The organism is Fibrobacter sp. UWB7, from assembly GCF_900142945.1.
In the GTDB taxonomy this organism is placed as follows: domain Bacteria; phylum Fibrobacterota; class Fibrobacteria; order Fibrobacterales; family Fibrobacteraceae; genus Fibrobacter.
Genome location: NZ_FRCO01000002.1, coordinates 817,054 through 831,747 on the forward strand (window position 1 = coordinate 817,054; position 14,694 = coordinate 831,747).

General features: G+C 51.0%; 10 protein-coding genes and 1 tRNA gene. 5 read left to right on the plus strand and 6 right to left on the minus strand.

Translation table 11 applies throughout. The features are described 5' to 3' along the window. The first annotated feature begins 32 nt into the window (after nucleotides 1-32). Complete coding sequence (locus BUC30_RS08950) at nucleotides 33-2,381, plus strand: DUF748 domain-containing protein (RefSeq protein WP_073424511.1); 2,349 nt, start codon at nucleotides 33-35, stop codon at nucleotides 2,379-2,381. Nucleotides 2,382-2,464: 83 nt separating this feature from the next. Here the strand turns inward: BUC30_RS08950 and BUC30_RS08955 are convergent, their stop codons facing one another. Further along, nucleotides 2,465-3,388, minus strand: coding sequence for a sugar nucleotidyltransferase (locus BUC30_RS08955; RefSeq protein WP_073424512.1), 924 nt, complete (start codon nucleotides 3,386-3,388; stop codon nucleotides 2,465-2,467). A gap of 363 nt (nucleotides 3,389-3,751) precedes the next feature. Between BUC30_RS08955 and groES the strand changes: the two genes are divergently transcribed. Beyond that, a complete protein-coding gene (groES, locus tag BUC30_RS08960; RefSeq protein WP_348536625.1) occupies nucleotides 3,752-4,042 on the plus strand; it encodes a co-chaperone GroES in 291 nt (96 codons plus the stop codon). Nucleotides 4,043-4,074: 32 nt separating this feature from the next. After that, nucleotides 4,075-5,709: a chaperonin GroEL gene (gene groL / locus BUC30_RS08965; RefSeq protein WP_073424514.1), complete on the plus strand. Its 1,635-nt coding sequence runs from the start codon at nucleotides 4,075-4,077 to the stop codon at nucleotides 5,707-5,709. Between the two features lie 116 nt (nucleotides 5,710-5,825). On the opposite strand, the gene BUC30_RS08970 is transcribed toward groL, so the two are convergent. Both BUC30_RS08970 and BUC30_RS08975 read right to left on the minus strand, forming a co-directional pair. Further along, on the minus strand, nucleotides 5,826-6,617 hold the full coding sequence (locus BUC30_RS08970; protein ID WP_139260817.1) for a hypothetical protein: 792 nt from the start codon (nucleotides 6,615-6,617) through the stop codon (nucleotides 5,826-5,828). Between the two features lie 122 nt (nucleotides 6,618-6,739). After that, nucleotides 6,740-9,130: a penicillin-binding protein 1A gene (locus BUC30_RS08975; protein ID WP_073424516.1), complete on the minus strand. Its 2,391-nt coding sequence runs from the start codon at nucleotides 9,128-9,130 to the stop codon at nucleotides 6,740-6,742. Nucleotides 9,131-9,387: 257 nt separating this feature from the next. On the opposite strand from BUC30_RS08975, the gene BUC30_RS08980 reads away from it, so the two are divergent. After that, nucleotides 9,388-9,461: transfer RNA gene (locus tag BUC30_RS08980), tRNA-Arg, on the plus strand. 99 nt (nucleotides 9,462-9,560) lie between these two features. Here the strand turns inward: BUC30_RS08980 and BUC30_RS08985 are convergent. Genes BUC30_RS08985 through BUC30_RS08995 form a run of 3 tightly spaced genes read right to left on the minus strand, consistent with a single transcriptional unit; the run spans nucleotide 9,561 to nucleotide 11,180 of the window. Beyond that, nucleotides 9,561-10,379: a ribonuclease HII gene (locus BUC30_RS08985; protein ID WP_073424517.1), complete on the minus strand. Its 819-nt coding sequence runs from the start codon at nucleotides 10,377-10,379 to the stop codon at nucleotides 9,561-9,563. Beyond that, on the minus strand, nucleotides 10,376-10,966 hold the full coding sequence (purN, locus tag BUC30_RS08990; protein ID WP_073424518.1) for a phosphoribosylglycinamide formyltransferase: 591 nt from the start codon (nucleotides 10,964-10,966) through the stop codon (nucleotides 10,376-10,378). The genes BUC30_RS08985 and purN overlap by 4 nt, the downstream gene beginning before the upstream one ends. Before the next feature lie 13 nt (nucleotides 10,967-10,979). Continuing rightward, nucleotides 10,980-11,180 carry a hypothetical protein gene (locus BUC30_RS08995; RefSeq protein WP_014547299.1) on the minus strand — a complete coding sequence of 67 codons (201 nt, stop codon included), beginning with the start codon at nucleotides 11,178-11,180 and terminating at the stop codon, nucleotides 10,980-10,982. A gap of 203 nt (nucleotides 11,181-11,383) precedes the next feature. Here BUC30_RS08995 and BUC30_RS09000 point away from each other — a divergent pair, with 203 nt between their 5' ends. Continuing rightward, nucleotides 11,384-14,527 carry a GH116 family glycosyl hydrolase gene (locus tag BUC30_RS09000; protein ID WP_073424519.1) on the plus strand — a complete coding sequence of 1,048 codons (3,144 nt, stop codon included), beginning with the start codon at nucleotides 11,384-11,386 and terminating at the stop codon, nucleotides 14,525-14,527. Nucleotides 14,528-14,694 lie beyond the last annotated feature (167 nt).

Below are 14,694 nucleotides of genomic sequence, written 5' to 3' on the forward strand. Positions count from 1 at the left end.
TTTTCGTCACAATTATATTTAGATTTTATACTATGAAAAAGCCACTCAAAATTACCCTCATTGTATTAGGATCTCTGATCCTCCTCTACTTCGTCACACTACTCATAGCGCCCAAGATTGCACGTAGCTACATCGAAGAGCACTCCAAGGAAATGATTGGCCGAAGCATCACCATCAAGGACATCAGCCTGAACCCGTTCACCTACGTTTTGGACGTAGATACGCTCGCGGTCATGGAAGCGGACGACAAGACCCGCTTTGTCGCGTTCGACAAGTTCAGCATGAACATCAACCCGCTAAAGCTCTTCACGAGAACGCTCGACATCAGCGACATCTACATGAAGGCGCTTTACGTTCGAGTCAAACAGCATGGCGAGCGCTTCAACTTTAGCGACATTCTGGATTTTCTAGCCCAAAAGGATAGCCTCTACTACGCCGAGCACCCCGAAGAAAAGAAAGTCGAATCGGACAGCAGCAAGAGCGCGGCAGAAATTGCAGCAGGCCTCCCCGTCAAGCTCAGCCTCCGTAACATTGTATTCGACAAAGGCAATATTATATATCAGGACACCAAGGTCGGCTCCAAGTTCCACCTCAAGGATTTCTCGATTAACATCCCCGCCATTTACCTCGAAGACAACTCGACCGGTGTCGACGTGAGCCTCAAGTTCGCAGACGGCGGTGACCTCAGCGTCAAGGTCGACGCCAACATGGCAACATACGACTTCAATATTTTCCTGAACCTGAACCGTTTTGCCCTCAGCTGCATCAAGCCGTACCTGAACGATTCCATCAACTACAAGGACTTCTCCGGTTACCTCTCCGCCAACATCGCTATCAGCGGAAACATCAACAGCATCCTCGCCTCGAACGTCAAGGGCAAGGTTTCGCTTGACAAGATTGACCTCACCGAAGTCAGCGGAAGCAAGCTCGGCGCAGAAAACGTCACGGTCGGCATCAATAAGGCAAACATCGTAGATAACGAATTCCTCATCGACTCCGTCATCGTAGATGGCGCATTTGCCCATATCGACTTGTTCAAGAACGGCAAAAACAATTTTGATATTCTCCTCTCCCCGAAGGGCAAAGTCGAAGAAAGCGCAACTGATTCAACCGCAGCCGAATCTACGCCTGCAGAACCGGTCGCAGAAACAGCAGAAAACGCCAAACAAGAATCCGCTGACACGACAAAGGTCGCCGCAGATACAACTAGCACAGCCGCCGCAGAAAAGCCTGCCGCCGCAAAGAAACTCAAAGCCAAGATCAACAAGCTCCTCGTCAAGAATACCGTCGTAACTGCAACGGACCACACCATCATCCGCCCGTTCAATTACAAGGTGAGCGCCATTACCGTTAGCGGTCAGAACATCAACTACGACACGCCTTGCGACGTGACCGTTTCCGCAGCATTCCCCGAAGGCGGTAGCCTCTCGCTCAAGTACCATGGTGCACTCAGCAACCTCAAGACGATGGACATCTACATCAGCATCAAGAACCTCGTACTTAAGCACTTCTCGAATTACTCGTTGCACTACACCGCCTACCCGCTCAAGGCAGGCACGCTCGCTTTCGCTAGCGAAAACAAGATTGTAGACCGCAACCTCGACAGCAAGAACACTATCGACATTTACAACATCACCGTCGGTGACAAGGTAGACGACATTGATCCGGAATACACCGTCCCGATGAAGATTGGTCTCTACATCTTGAAGGACAAGGATGACAAGATTCAATTCGATGTACCGGTCAAGGGCAATTTGGATGACCCGGAATTCTCTTACGGCAAGATTATTTGGAAGACCGTCGTGAACCTGCTCGTGAAGGTAGCCATCTCTCCGTTCAGACTCGTCGGAAACCTCGCCATGGCAGGCGCCAACGCCCTCGGCTTTGACCTCGGCAAGAACAACGAAGTGCTGATTGACGCCAACACCGAAACGTTCACTAGCGAACAGTACGCGAAAGCAATCAAGATGACGGAAATGCTCCAGAAGGATCCGAAGTTAATGCTGACGTTCACGCAGTATTACAACCCGAGAAAGACCGCCAAGGAATACAAGGTCAAGCAGCTCAAGATTGACTTCTACAAACAAAAGAATAACAAGACTCAACTGAACGAGCTCGACTACAGGGCCATCGAAGAAATCAAGGATAAGGACAAGGAGTTCCAAGCCTACGTCAAGGAACACTCCGCTGAAATCGACAAGAACTACATGATGAAGGTTCTCCCGCAAATGGCAACAAAGCGCAACGCAGACCTCCTCAAGGTCTTGCGCGCACAGCCGGGAGTCACAAAGAAGAACCTGAAGGTCATCACGGCACCGAGAGACGCGCTCCGCGGCTACAAGGACAAGCCGATGTATAAAGTCAATGTAGACGTGCAATAAAGCAAAAAGGACATCGCTAAGCGATGTCCTTTTTTAATACGCATCAAGAGTGCCGCGCTTTTCTGCGCTACACCCTTCAAAAATTACTGGTGAATCACAGCGTCCGCAACTTTCTGGTTTGCAACCTTCACGCCTGCCCAAAGGATAGCATCGCTAACTTCGGAGTTTTCAATCACGCAGCCATCGCCTACCGACACGTTAGGACCAACCTTGGAATTCTTGATGACCACGTTCTCGCCAATATGGCAAGGCATAATCACTTCGGAACCTTCAAAAGCCTTCGGTGCAGATTTTTCATTGCGCTGCAACACGTGAGCATTTGTTGCAAGCAGCGTTTCGACAAGACCACAGTCCAACCACTTTTCGACCGGAGCCGTGTGGAACTTGCAACCGTGCTGGATCATGCGTTCAAGAGCATCCGTCAATTGATACTCACCCTTCGTGCGAATGTCGTTCTGCATGAGGTAGTTCAAAGCCTCCTTGAGAGCCTTGACGTCCTTGATATAATAAATACCGACAATAGCTTCGTCCGAAACAAATTCCTGCGGTTTTTCGACAAGGCGTTCGATATGACCATCCTTGTCCGTAACAGCGACACCGAAACGCTTCGGGTCTTCAACCTTGAACGTGTAGAGAACGTTTTCATTCTCATTTTTCAAAATGGAAAGGTCGGCTTCGAACAGAGTATCACCGAGGATAATCAAAAGCGGTTCGTCATCACTGACATACGGGAGCGCAAGACTAATAGCTTCACCTAAGCCCTGAGGATTGGACTGAACCACCGTACGGACAGCGCCCCATTCCGGTCTCTGCTTCAAGAATTCGTCCACAACCGAAGCTTTATACCCCGTAATGAAAACCGTTTCAGAAGGTTTCAAGAACATGGTATCTTCGACGATCCAATCCAAGATTGTCTTACCAGCAACAGGAAGCAAGCACTTAGGCACATTTTCTGTATATGGGCGGAGACGGACACCGTTTCCAGCAACAGGGAGGACTATTTTCATTCAAAAACCCTTTTTATTATAGTGTAGCAAAACACCCACAAGTGAGGCAAAAGATAAAAAAAATGTAATAAAAAAGCAACTTATTTTGTCTTTTATCGTTATTTTGTACCACTTTTATATCACATGTTGATCGATTTCACATTGAAACACTCTTTTTAGCAATAGAGGACTAGCACGAGCGGACAAGTTTCAAAATTAAACATACATAGCAAAGTCAACACATAAACCTAGCTAAGATTGGTTTATTTATGATTTGGCACGGAAATTGCTTTAAAAGGGTCGAAACGAAAATATGGTCCAATTTGGAACAACTCCAACATCCAGTCGGACCAACCAATTTAACTGGGCACTGCCCAAAAGAGGATAAGTAAGATGATCAAGCCTTTAGCAGATCGAATCGTTGTCAAGCCGGCAGAAGCTGAACAGAAGACCTCCTCCGGTCTCTTCATTCCGGATAATGCAAAGGAAAAGCCGATGCAGGGTAAGGTCGTGGCCGTAGGTCCGGGTCGCAAGAACGACAAGGGCGAACTCGTCGCTATGGAAGTCAAGGTTGGCGACGTGGTGCTTTATGGCAAGTACAGCGGTACAGAAGTCAATGTCGATGGCGAAAACTACCTCATCGTCAAGGAATCCGACGTTATCGCAACGCTCTAATACAAAAAGAATTTAAAAAAGGAAAATCAAAAATGGCAAAGCAATTGAAGTTTGATGTAGCAGCTCGCGAATCCCTCATGAAGGGCGTTGACAAGCTCGCCAATGCAGTTAAGGTCACTCTCGGTCCTAAGGGCCGTAACGTCATGATCGCACGTTCTTTCGGCGCCCCGAACGTCACTAAGGACGGCGTTTCTGTCGCTAAGGAAGTCGAACTCGAAGACGCATACGAAAATCTCGGTGCTCAGATGGCTAAGGAAGTCGCTAACAAGACTTCTGACGCTGCTGGTGACGGTACCACGACTGCAACCGTTCTCGCACAGGCAATCACTCGCGAAGGCCTCAAGAACGTCGCTGCCGGTGCAAACCCGATGGACATCAAGCGCGGTATGGACGCTGCAGTCGAAGCTGTGATTAAGGAAGTCGGCAAGATGGCCGTCAAGATCAACGGCAAGGAACACATCGCCCAGGTCGCAACGATTTCTGCTAACAACGACCCGGAAATTGGCGAACTCCTCGCCAACGCTATGGAAAAGGTCGGTAACGATGGCGTCATCACCATCGAAGAATCCAAGACTGCTGAAACCGTCCTCGACGTTGTCGAAGGTATGCAGTTCGACCGTGGCTACCTCTCTCCGTACTTCGTTACGAACACGGACAGCATGGAAGTCGCTCTCGAAAATCCGTACATTCTCCTGTACGACAAGAAGATTTCTACCATGAAGGATTTGCTCCCGATGCTCGAACATGTTGCTAAGCAGGGCAAGTCTCTCCTCATCATCGCCGAAGACGTCGATGGCGAAGCTCTCGCAACGCTCGTTGTGAACAAGATGCGCGGCACTTTGAAGGTTGCTGCCGTTAAGGCTCCGGGCTTTGGCGACCGTCGTAAGGCGATGCTCGAAGATATCGCAATCCTCACTGGCGGTATGCTCGTCTCCGAAGACACGGGTGCTAAGCTCGAAGATGCTCCGGTGACCGTTCTCGGTAAGGCAAAGTCCATCACCATCACGAAGGACAACACCACGATCGTCGAAGGTGCTGGCGACGCCGCTTCTATCAAGGGCCGTATCGCTCAGATCAAGAAGCAGATCGAAGCTACCACTAGCGACTACGACCGTGAAAAGCTCCAGGAACGCTTGGCAAAGCTCGCCGGTGGCGTTGCTGTGATCAAGGTCGGTGCTGCTACCGAAGTTGAAATGAAGGAAAAGAAGGACCGCGTCGACGACGCTATGCACGCAACTCGTGCTGCTGTCGAAGAAGGTATCGTTCCGGGTGGTGGCGTTGCTCTCATCCGCGCAGAAAAGGCTATCGACGCTCTCAAGTTCGACAATGCCGACCAGAAGACTGGTGCTGCAATCATCCGCCGCGCTATCGAAGAACCGCTCCGCCAGATCGTCCAGAACGCTGGCCTCGAAGGCTCTGTGGTTGTGAACAAGGTCAAGGAAGGCAAGGACGGCTTTGGCTACAACGCCAAGACGGACACTTACGAAGACCTCATCAAGGCTGGTGTGATTGACCCGGCTAAGGTAACCCGCACGGCTCTCAAGAACGCCTCCTCCATCGCTTCGATGATCCTCACGACAGACTGCGTGATTACCGAAAAGAAGGAACCGAAGGCTCCGGCAGCTCCGGCTATGGATCCGTCCATGGGCATGGGCGGCATGATGTAATCAACCGCCAAGTGCGCGCGAACAGCGCGCATCTAGGCTGCTAGAATTTCATATTCTAACTCCACTAAAAATCCCGACTCTGCAGAGTCGGGATTTTTTTTGCTCAATAAATTCGCTTAGTTCAAATAGAACGTTAAACCGCCAGTAAAGCCGTAATTCACAAAACCTTCGTCAATAAACGTCGCTACTAGACCCGCACTCAATTCAACAAAATGGAACCTGTACCCCATCGTAAAATAGTTCGAATAAATTCCAGAAAGTCCCGGACTCGAGTCTTCAATAGTAGGACTCGGCACGTAGATGCTCAAGCTATAGTTTAAAAAGAAATCGCCAAGTATCAAGCCGGCAAATCCACCGCCAAATACAGTCGTATAAAGGCCATGACTTTCATTCGAAAACGAATCACATTTATCATCGCTAAAGATAAAGAGTTCGCAATGTTCACCCTCATATTCGACATCGGAGTAGTGGTGGTAAAGTCCTATGAATAACCCATATTCAACATGCGAAAAGTTTGCACCAAATAAGAAGTGATGGTATATACCATTATTGTACCCTACACCCGTGCCCAAAATGGCGCCATTAGCCTTGTACAGGAAATCCGCTTTGCCAGTAAACTCGACACCGCCCATTTTATAAAGCCAATCCGCTTCGACCCCTTCTTTTGACTTATCTCTGGACTTAGAAACTTGAGGAGTAATCTCTACGTCTTTTCGCGTAGCGCTGTTAATTTTGCCAGTAACACGCCACGAAGCGGAATGAGGTTGCAGAGAAGTATTTCCTCCATGGACTTCGGGCGCTTCCGATGCCGTCGTGTGCAACTTTTGGAAATGCGTATTGATACACCCTGTAGAGACTAGGGCAAACAAAGAACAGAATAGCGGGAAAAGAGCATGCTTTAAATTCATACTTATAAAATAAGTAAAAATGAAGAAACAAAGCACGACTACACGAAAAAAAGGAGCCGCGCAGGCTCCTTTAAATATTATCTAAAAACTAATAACCAAAGACTAATGACTAAAAACCATCATTAGAACATCTTTCTCGTATTGCGCTTAGGCGGCGGAGCGGCGTCCTTGCCCTTGCCTTTCTTCTTGGGCTGCGGGGCTTCGTAGCGGTTGTTCTCGACAACGCTCTTGTTGCTGAACAACGTTGCGTTATCAGCAGACTTTGTCTGCGACGAGAAATGGTTGCCATCGCAACGTTCCGTCGGGCCGTAGCCCGCCGTGTAGAGGCAGTAAGTCTTTTCAGAGCAGAACTCACCAGCAATAAGGCCAGTGTGGTTGCAGATGCCACGGCTAATCACGCCAGGCGGAACCGGGAACGGGAGCTTCGGCAAATCCTTGTGCAACTTGGCCATCGTCGCCATCCAGATCGGGAGAGCGTCTTCGGTACCCGTATGACCGGCACCCATGGTCCCCGGCGTATCGGAACCGACCCACACGCCCATCGTGTACTGCTTCGTGAAGCCGATATACCACGTATCCGTGTAATCGTTCGTCGTACCCGTCTTACCACCGCTCGGGTGGCGGAAACCAGAAGCCCACACACGGCCAGCCGTACCGCGAACGTTCACGTCCTTGAGCATATCGACCATCAAGTAAGCCGATGCCGGGCGCAAGACTTCGTGTTCGACCTTGGAATTCTTCTCCACCACTTCACCATTGCGGTCCACGATGGATTCAATCATGTACGGCTCGATGCGGTTACCACCGTTCGGGAACACCGTGTAAGCAGACGTCATTTCCATAAGCGTTGCACCCACGGAACCGAGAGCCAAGCTCGGGACCGCCTGCAACGGAGCGCGCTTGATGCCGAACTTGCGAGCGTAGTTCACCACGTTGCTGAGACCGTATTTCATACCGGTCAAAATAGCAGGAAGGTTCTTGGACTTGTACAGAGCGCGACGGAGCGTCATCATGCCTTCGAAGTCATGTTCGAAGTTACCCGGGCGCCAAACCTTGTTCGGGTTCTTGTCATCCGGATCCGGAATCGTCACCGGTTGGTCGTTCACAGAGTCGCAGGGGCTTGCACCATTGTCCATGGCGGTCGAATAGACGATCGGCTTGAACGAAGAACCCGGCTGGCGCAAGGACTGCACAGCACGGTTCCACTTGGACTTGTTGAAGTCACTACCACCCACCATAGCGCGGATAGCACCGGTTTCATTTTCAATAATAATTGCAGCCACTTCGGCGTGATGGTAACGGATACTGTCCGGGAAGCGAGCAAACTGGCCACGCTTGTTGCGGACCGTATCAGCAGAAAGGTATTCCTTCTTGAAAAGCGTATAGACGCTATCGAAGTGCGCAACAACGCTGTCTTCTGGCATGTCGTACTTCTTGGTGAGCTGGAGTCTGCGAGTAGCGCGATACTTGATGCGGCGACGGACACGTTCAACCTGTGCATAGGCGACACTGTCAAGGAACGCCTGGATTTCCGGGTCAATCGTACTGTAGACAGACACGCCATCGGCATAGAGCGAATTTTCACCGTACTTCTTCTCCATATACTTGCGTATTTCTTCGAAGAAATAAAGGCCCGTTCCGGTCACATCTTCTTTCTTGGCGAGCACAATCGGCTCTTCAATATACTTGCGGTATTCCTCGTTCGTGATATAGCCGGCATCGCGCATCGCATAGAGCACCGTATTACGACGGCGCTTGGAAGCCTTCGGATGACGGTCCGGACGGTACGTTTCAGGGCGCTGCAACATACCAGCGAGCACAGCGTATTCCGGGATAGAAAGGCTATCGAGAGGCTTGCCGAAATAGTACTTGCCTGCCGCCTGGAAACCGTAGTTACCGCCAGCAAGGTAAACTTCGTTCATGTAGAATTCGAGAATTTCTTCCTTCGTGTAAGTCTGTTCGATGCGGATAGCCGTCATCATTTCCTTGATCTTACGAGAAAGCGAGCGTTCCGGCGTGAGGAACAAGAGCTTGGTGAGCTGCTGCGTCAAAGTCGATGCACCGCGGAGCTTGTTGCCCGAGATGGCACTTTCAAGAAGCGCAGACGGAATCGCCCAAACGTTCATGCCCCAGTGCTTGTAGAAAGCTCGGTCTTCGGTCGCCATCACCGCATGAATCGCATTCACAGGGATTGAGTCAATGGATGTCCACTCGCGGCGTTCCACGAAGTATTCATGCGCAATTTGACCATCCTTGTCGTAAATGTTCGTCACGAGTCGCGGATTGATCTGCTCGAGCTGCGAAAGCGACGGCAGTTCCGGCGAGTAATGGATATAGACGGCCAGCGCAGCGATAAACGCCACGAAAATCGGGCACATAAATATAAAGAACCAGCGGAAAATCTTGTTGGCAAACGCAATCTTTACCAAGCTCCAAATTTTCTGCCAAACGATCGAACCATATTTGACAATGGCCGCGCCTAAAATCTTCATGAATGATTTGAACTTATCCATTTTAAGTCACACTAAAAAAGTTTGGGGACAAAAATAGCTAAACGAGGCAATCTATTCAATTATACGGAAACGTAATTAGGGGTTAAATGGGGGTAATTCAGACGTGCAAATAGTCAAAAAGACCGTTATAACGGTCAAAAACAGAACTTTCGAAACTTTTTTCAAAAAAATTCATTTTTTTTGCCTTTTACCCTTGACATTATTTCTGATTATTCTATATTTGTGCCCGTCGACGAGAGAAGACAACAAAACAAAACGCGGATGTAGCCCAACTGGATAGAGCGTTTGGCTACGAACCAAAAGGCTCCAGGTTCGAGTCCTGGCACCCGCAGAAGAGAAGACCAACCGAAAGGCTGGTCTTCTTTTTTTTTGTTGCAAAACGTACGAACAGCAAAAAAAAACGCGCCGAGAAAGCGCGAGTTAAAAGTTGTTACAAGCTTTTAGGATGGAAACTTTTGCGGTGTGCGGGGGTAAAGCCTTGGCGGCGGATGGCATCAAGGTGAGCCTTAGTGCCATAACCGGCATGCTTGTCAAAACCATAACCCGGATAAAGTTCTTCTAATTTATCCATATAGCGATCACGGAAGACTTTCGCGAGGATTGACGCAGCCGAGATACTTGCAATGCGGCCATCGCCTTTAACAATAGGCATCTGGATGTTCTGCGGCATCTTGTCGATTTTGAGATTGCCATCGACAGCAATGAGGATTTTAGGACAAGAAGGCGGTGCCGGAACGGAGTCCGGCATGACAGCATTAAAAGAGCCTTTGACTTCGATGGGGATTTCGGGGGCCGTTTCGTTAAGGTCCGGGAATCCTAGCGCTTGCAAGGCACGGCGCATCGCCAAGAAATCCGCTTCGAGAATGTTGATTTCGTCAATTTCTTCGACGCTAGCGCTTGCAATGGCGTAGCATGCACAAGCATCTTTCACAGCATCAAACATCGCTTCGCGCTTAGGGCGAGAAAGCTTTTTGGAATCGTTCAGCGTCAAGAGCGCATCGGGCGACTTAAGCACAGCAGCGCATGCCACAACAGGCCCCGCAAGCGGTCCTCGGCCTACTTCGTCAATGCCCACAACAATTGCAGAACCATACGACGCGTTTTCAGAACGCGCACCATTCGCACCCGCAGAAAACAAATCCAAGTCACCGCCAAAAGCGAGTGGATTAGCCGCGAACTTGCGCAGTGCCACCTCCCCTTCTACCGGGGATTCAATGTTTTCTAAAAATGCGGGCAGTTTGAATTTCATAGACCCAGCGAGGCCGCGTATTCCTTAATTGTCTTCCAGTACAAAGCGTGTTCTTGCACCAGCACGCGGGCGGCAAGCGTGTCGGGCGTATCGTCCGGCATCACAGGAACCTTAGTTTGCGCCAAAATGCGACCGCGGTCAATTTCTTCACTCACAAGATGCACCGTCGGGCCAGATTCCGTTTCATGCGCAGCAAGCACAGCCTCATGAACGTGATGTCCAAAGAAACCTTTACCGCCAAACTTCGGCAACAGCGACGGGTGAATGTTCAAAATGCGGTCCGGCATACGCTGGAGCATGCAAAGCGGGAGCGCCTTCATGTAACCCGCCAAAATCAAAAGGTCCACATCGTACTTGTCGAGAACTTCAAGCATGGCTGCTTCGTATGCAGCCTGATCCGGATGAGTCTTACCCGAAATGTGATGCACCGGGATTCCGAACTCTTCGGCATGATGCACAGCACCGCAGCCTGCGTTGTTCGTAATCAAAAACTTGCACTGGGCTTCGAGGTCACCCTCGCCAATGTGATCAATAATTGCTTTGAAGTTGCTTCCACCGCCGGAAGCCATGACGCCAATTTTAAACATGGGCCAAATATAACTATTTGTGGTCGATTCCGGGCGGGGTGCGGAGATAATAGATGACACACGGGACAGTTATGCAGACAACCCAAACTAAAAAGTTGACGTAGACAAACCATGATTCAAAAGTCACGTGAGCTGGGATAACGTAAGCTTTCAACAGGGAAAACACGACGATGAGGAAAACGCCGGGGAGCATATGTGCAATCAACTTAGTCATACCCTAAAGATAATTCAAATCAAAAACATTTCATGTAAAAAGACTGCAAAATACAAGACTTTACTAGATCCTTCGACTTCGGGCTACGCCCTTCGCTCAGGATGACAATTCAGCCCACCGTCTACTGCCTACTGCCTACTTCCTACCGTCTACTCATTTACTATCTTTCCATCCGTATAAACCTTTAAATATCGGACCTCATTATGAGCATTAAAGAATATCTTGCCGGTGCAAAAATGTCCGGCTCCGTCCAGAAGCTGATGACCCCGGGTCTCGCTGTGGAATTCATTCAGCCGTGGTACACCCCGCTTTCTACAACTCCTTCCACCACGGGTATTGCCGTGGGCGGTATCGGTTCTACGTTTACCGCAACACCTGCAGGCACGACTCCCGTGATGAACGTGATGCCGGGCGTCCAGGTTCGCACCGAAAAGGCATCTGACCTCCGTTTCAACAACTTCTTCTTCAAGGAAGCTGTCCTCAGCGCAAAGGCTGCGCTCGTGATCGGCAACTTCGCCGCATTCGGCATTTACAACAACAACTTCCCGCTCCTCGACGCTAATGGCGCACGCGTTTTCGGCGACGCCGACATGAAAGACCAGAAGAAGGCCGAAGCCAAGCTCAACAAGGTTCTCGCCGACAAGACTTTCTTCGAAACGAACAAGGCCGCTTTTGAACGCTGGCACATCCAGTTCAGCGACCGCACCCAGGCTTTGATCGCCGCAGGCAAGGACATCGCCGCCATCAACCGCGCCGTGCTCATCGATTTCTTCGACGGCATGGTTGGCGAAAAGGCAGCCCGCGAAGGCGCCCTCACCGCTGCTTGGACAAATGACTGCGAATTCCTCGGCCAGCCGGGTTATGACGCCGCAAAGATGAAGTACACCGCCCTCTATCCGGTCAGCGAAACCGTTTACGAAGGCAAGGGTGTCGCCATCACCAAGACGCAGTCTAGCTATGTGACTCCGGGCGACGAACGCCTCTCCAGCCTCCCGGTGAACGCCACCGTCTTTACACTCGAAAACAACACCAAGGAAACCCGCGAAGTGACGATTGTCCAGATTCAGGACAGCATCACGGGCTATATGGCCAAGAAGGACCGCCAGGGCGTTCAGGACTCCAGCTTTGTTCTCGTTCCGGCAGCACGTTTCCCGAAGGGCGTGCAGTTCGACAAGGAACTCGAAGATGGCCGCTCTGTTCGCGGTATCGAATTTTATAACGAAAAGGCTCTCGTCGAAAGCGACTTCAACGGTTGCATGGGCGTGAGCGTAGCTTGGAACAAGAAGGACAACCTCAACGTTTCCGTGAAGCCGATGTTCTACCAGGATGACGCCAAGTCCGTCTTGAAGGCAGCTCTCCAAAGCGGTCGCGTTGCCAACTCCTGGGTCAAGAACGTCTACAGCGGTCGTGAAACGATTGCCGGCGCCATCGCCGTTACTGCAGTCCTCAAGCCGAAGCAGAAGGTCAGTTTCCAGTTCAACATGGTGCTCGACTTCCCGGAAATCAAGCTGAACAAGCTCACCTCCGCCAAGAAGTACACCGCATTCTACCCGGAAGCATACGGCCGCGTGGTCGCACTCCTCACGGAAGCTCTCGCTGCCGACAAGACTTTTGACGATCGCCTCAAGGCATTTGAAAACCTTGTTCCGAAGAAGCCGGTTGCAAAGCTCTACAAGACCGCCGCCAAGCAGGCTGAATTCAAGAGCCTCGCCATCAACACGCTCAGCTTCCTCGCTGAAGCAACCGTGTGGGACAAGGAAGACCGTTTCCTCGTCCGCGAATGCGCCGACTATCCGTTCTTCAACTCTCTCGACGTTTACTTCTACGGCAGCTTTAGCTTGCTCGCCCTCATGCCGCGCCTCGATGGCGTTGTGATGAAGCGCTTTGGCGATGCCATCCTCGCCGTGAACGAAAATCGTCGCCGTCACCACGAATTTGTGAACCTCCCCTACGCCGACCTCCCGGACCCGAAGCTCGAAGGCCCGCGTGCTGTGCGTGGTGCCGTGATTCACGACCTCGGTAGCCCCTTCGACGCCGAACCGGATGCCTACGACTGGCACAATGTTAAGGAATGGAAGGACCTCGCTCCGAAATACGTGCTCATGGTCTACCGTCACTACCACAAGACGAAGGACATGCAGTGCCTCGCCGATTGCAAGGAAGCTGTTTACGCCGCCATGGAATACCTCGAAAAGATGGTGAACCCGGGCGAAAACTTCCCGCTCACGCACGGTACGGACGACACGTTCGACAACCTCTGCAGCTACGGCATCTCCGTTTACTGCGGTTCCCTCTGGATTGCAGGCCTCCGCGCTGCCGCCAAGATTGCAGAACTCCTCGGCGATAACGATCAGGCCGCCAAGTGGAACGCAAAGTCTGAAGCCGCCAACAAGGAATTCACGGAATCTCTGTGGGACGAAAACGAAGGCTACTTCCGCTTCTTCGTGACCCCGATGGAAATGAAGGACTTGAACGTCGAAAAGTACGCCGAACTCCGCGAAGCTGTGAAGGTTTCTCTGGAACTCCCGGAAGATCCGAACGCTGGCGTGAAGGCCATCAATGAATGGCTCTGCGCAGGCGAAATCCCGGACGGCGAAGACCTTTCCAAGAACGAACTCCGCGGCCTCAAGAAGGCTTGGATTACGGCACAATGCAAGGAAGCCTTCACCAAGAGCTGGGAAGCAAAGATTGCGAACGACTGCGACGACGTGTTCGCCGATACGATGCTTGCAGACACTTACCTCCGCTTGCTCGACCTCGAACCGATTACCGACAGCGCTAAGGCAAAGTCTAACTTGCTCAGAATTTTCAATACGAACTATAAGGCCAACAGCCCGCTCATCGGTGCCGCAAACCTTGTTCGTAAGGACGGTTCTCCGCTCGACGAATTCAACTTCCAGGCTCACGACGTTTGGATTGGCATTCAGTACAGCATCATGACCGCCATGATGTTCCACGGTTTGGAAAAGGAAGCCTCCGTGCTCGCCGATTCCATGATCGGAAACCTCTATGACGAAGCACGCGTTCCGTTTGCAGCACCGGAAGGATTCAACGGCTCTTGCCGCCTCCACCCGGAAGCACTCGTTGCAAAGTTCGGCCTCAGCGCAACTGCCGCCGACAAGATGCACAAGGAACTTTTGAAGAAGGGCGCACTCCTCGCCGACTCCCGCATCAGCCCGAAGCTCCCGCGCAATCTCGCCGCCTTCACGAAGGCTTTCGGCGCCATTGCCAAGAGCAACAAGGTCGATGTGAACGAGCTCTTCACGCTCCTCCACAGCACGGCATTGAAGTACACCGCTGGTAAGTACTTCCGTCCGGGCATGATTTTCGCACTGCTTTATAAGTAAGCTGAAACGCAGAGAATAAGCTCGCACGCGAAGTCGAAGAATCCAAGACTTCAAACAGGTGTTCCAAGCGGAGCACCTGTTTTTTTTGCCCTCCCTCATGCGACCGCATTTGTCGCACACGGGATGTACATTTTCCTGAGCTTTCCATTTTGATTATATTTTGAATT

Bases quoted from the DNA above. Each gene is read 5' to 3' on its own strand.
- BUC30_RS08950 (WP_073424511.1), top strand. From the start codon at position 33: ATGAAAAAGCCACTCAAAATTACCCTCATTGTATTAGGATCTCTGATC.
- BUC30_RS08955 (WP_073424512.1), bottom strand. From the start codon at position 3,388: ATGAAAATAGTCCTCCCTGTTGCTGGAAACGGTGTCCGTCTCCGCCCA.
- groL (WP_073424514.1), top strand. From the start codon at position 4,075: ATGGCAAAGCAATTGAAGTTTGATGTAGCAGCTCGCGAATCCCTCATG.
- BUC30_RS08970 (WP_139260817.1), bottom strand. From the start codon at position 6,617: ATGAATTTAAAGCATGCTCTTTTCCCGCTATTCTGTTCTTTGTTTGCC.
- BUC30_RS08975 (WP_073424516.1), bottom strand. From the start codon at position 9,130: ATGGATAAGTTCAAATCATTCATGAAGATTTTAGGCGCGGCCATTGTC.
- BUC30_RS08985 (WP_073424517.1), bottom strand. From the start codon at position 10,379: ATGAAATTCAAACTGCCCGCATTTTTAGAAAACATTGAATCCCCGGTA.
- purN (WP_073424518.1), bottom strand. From the start codon at position 10,966: ATGTTTAAAATTGGCGTCATGGCTTCCGGCGGTGGAAGCAACTTCAAA.
- BUC30_RS08995 (WP_014547299.1), bottom strand. From the start codon at position 11,180: ATGACTAAGTTGATTGCACATATGCTCCCCGGCGTTTTCCTCATCGTC.
- BUC30_RS09000 (WP_073424519.1), top strand. From the start codon at position 11,384: ATGAGCATTAAAGAATATCTTGCCGGTGCAAAAATGTCCGGCTCCGTC.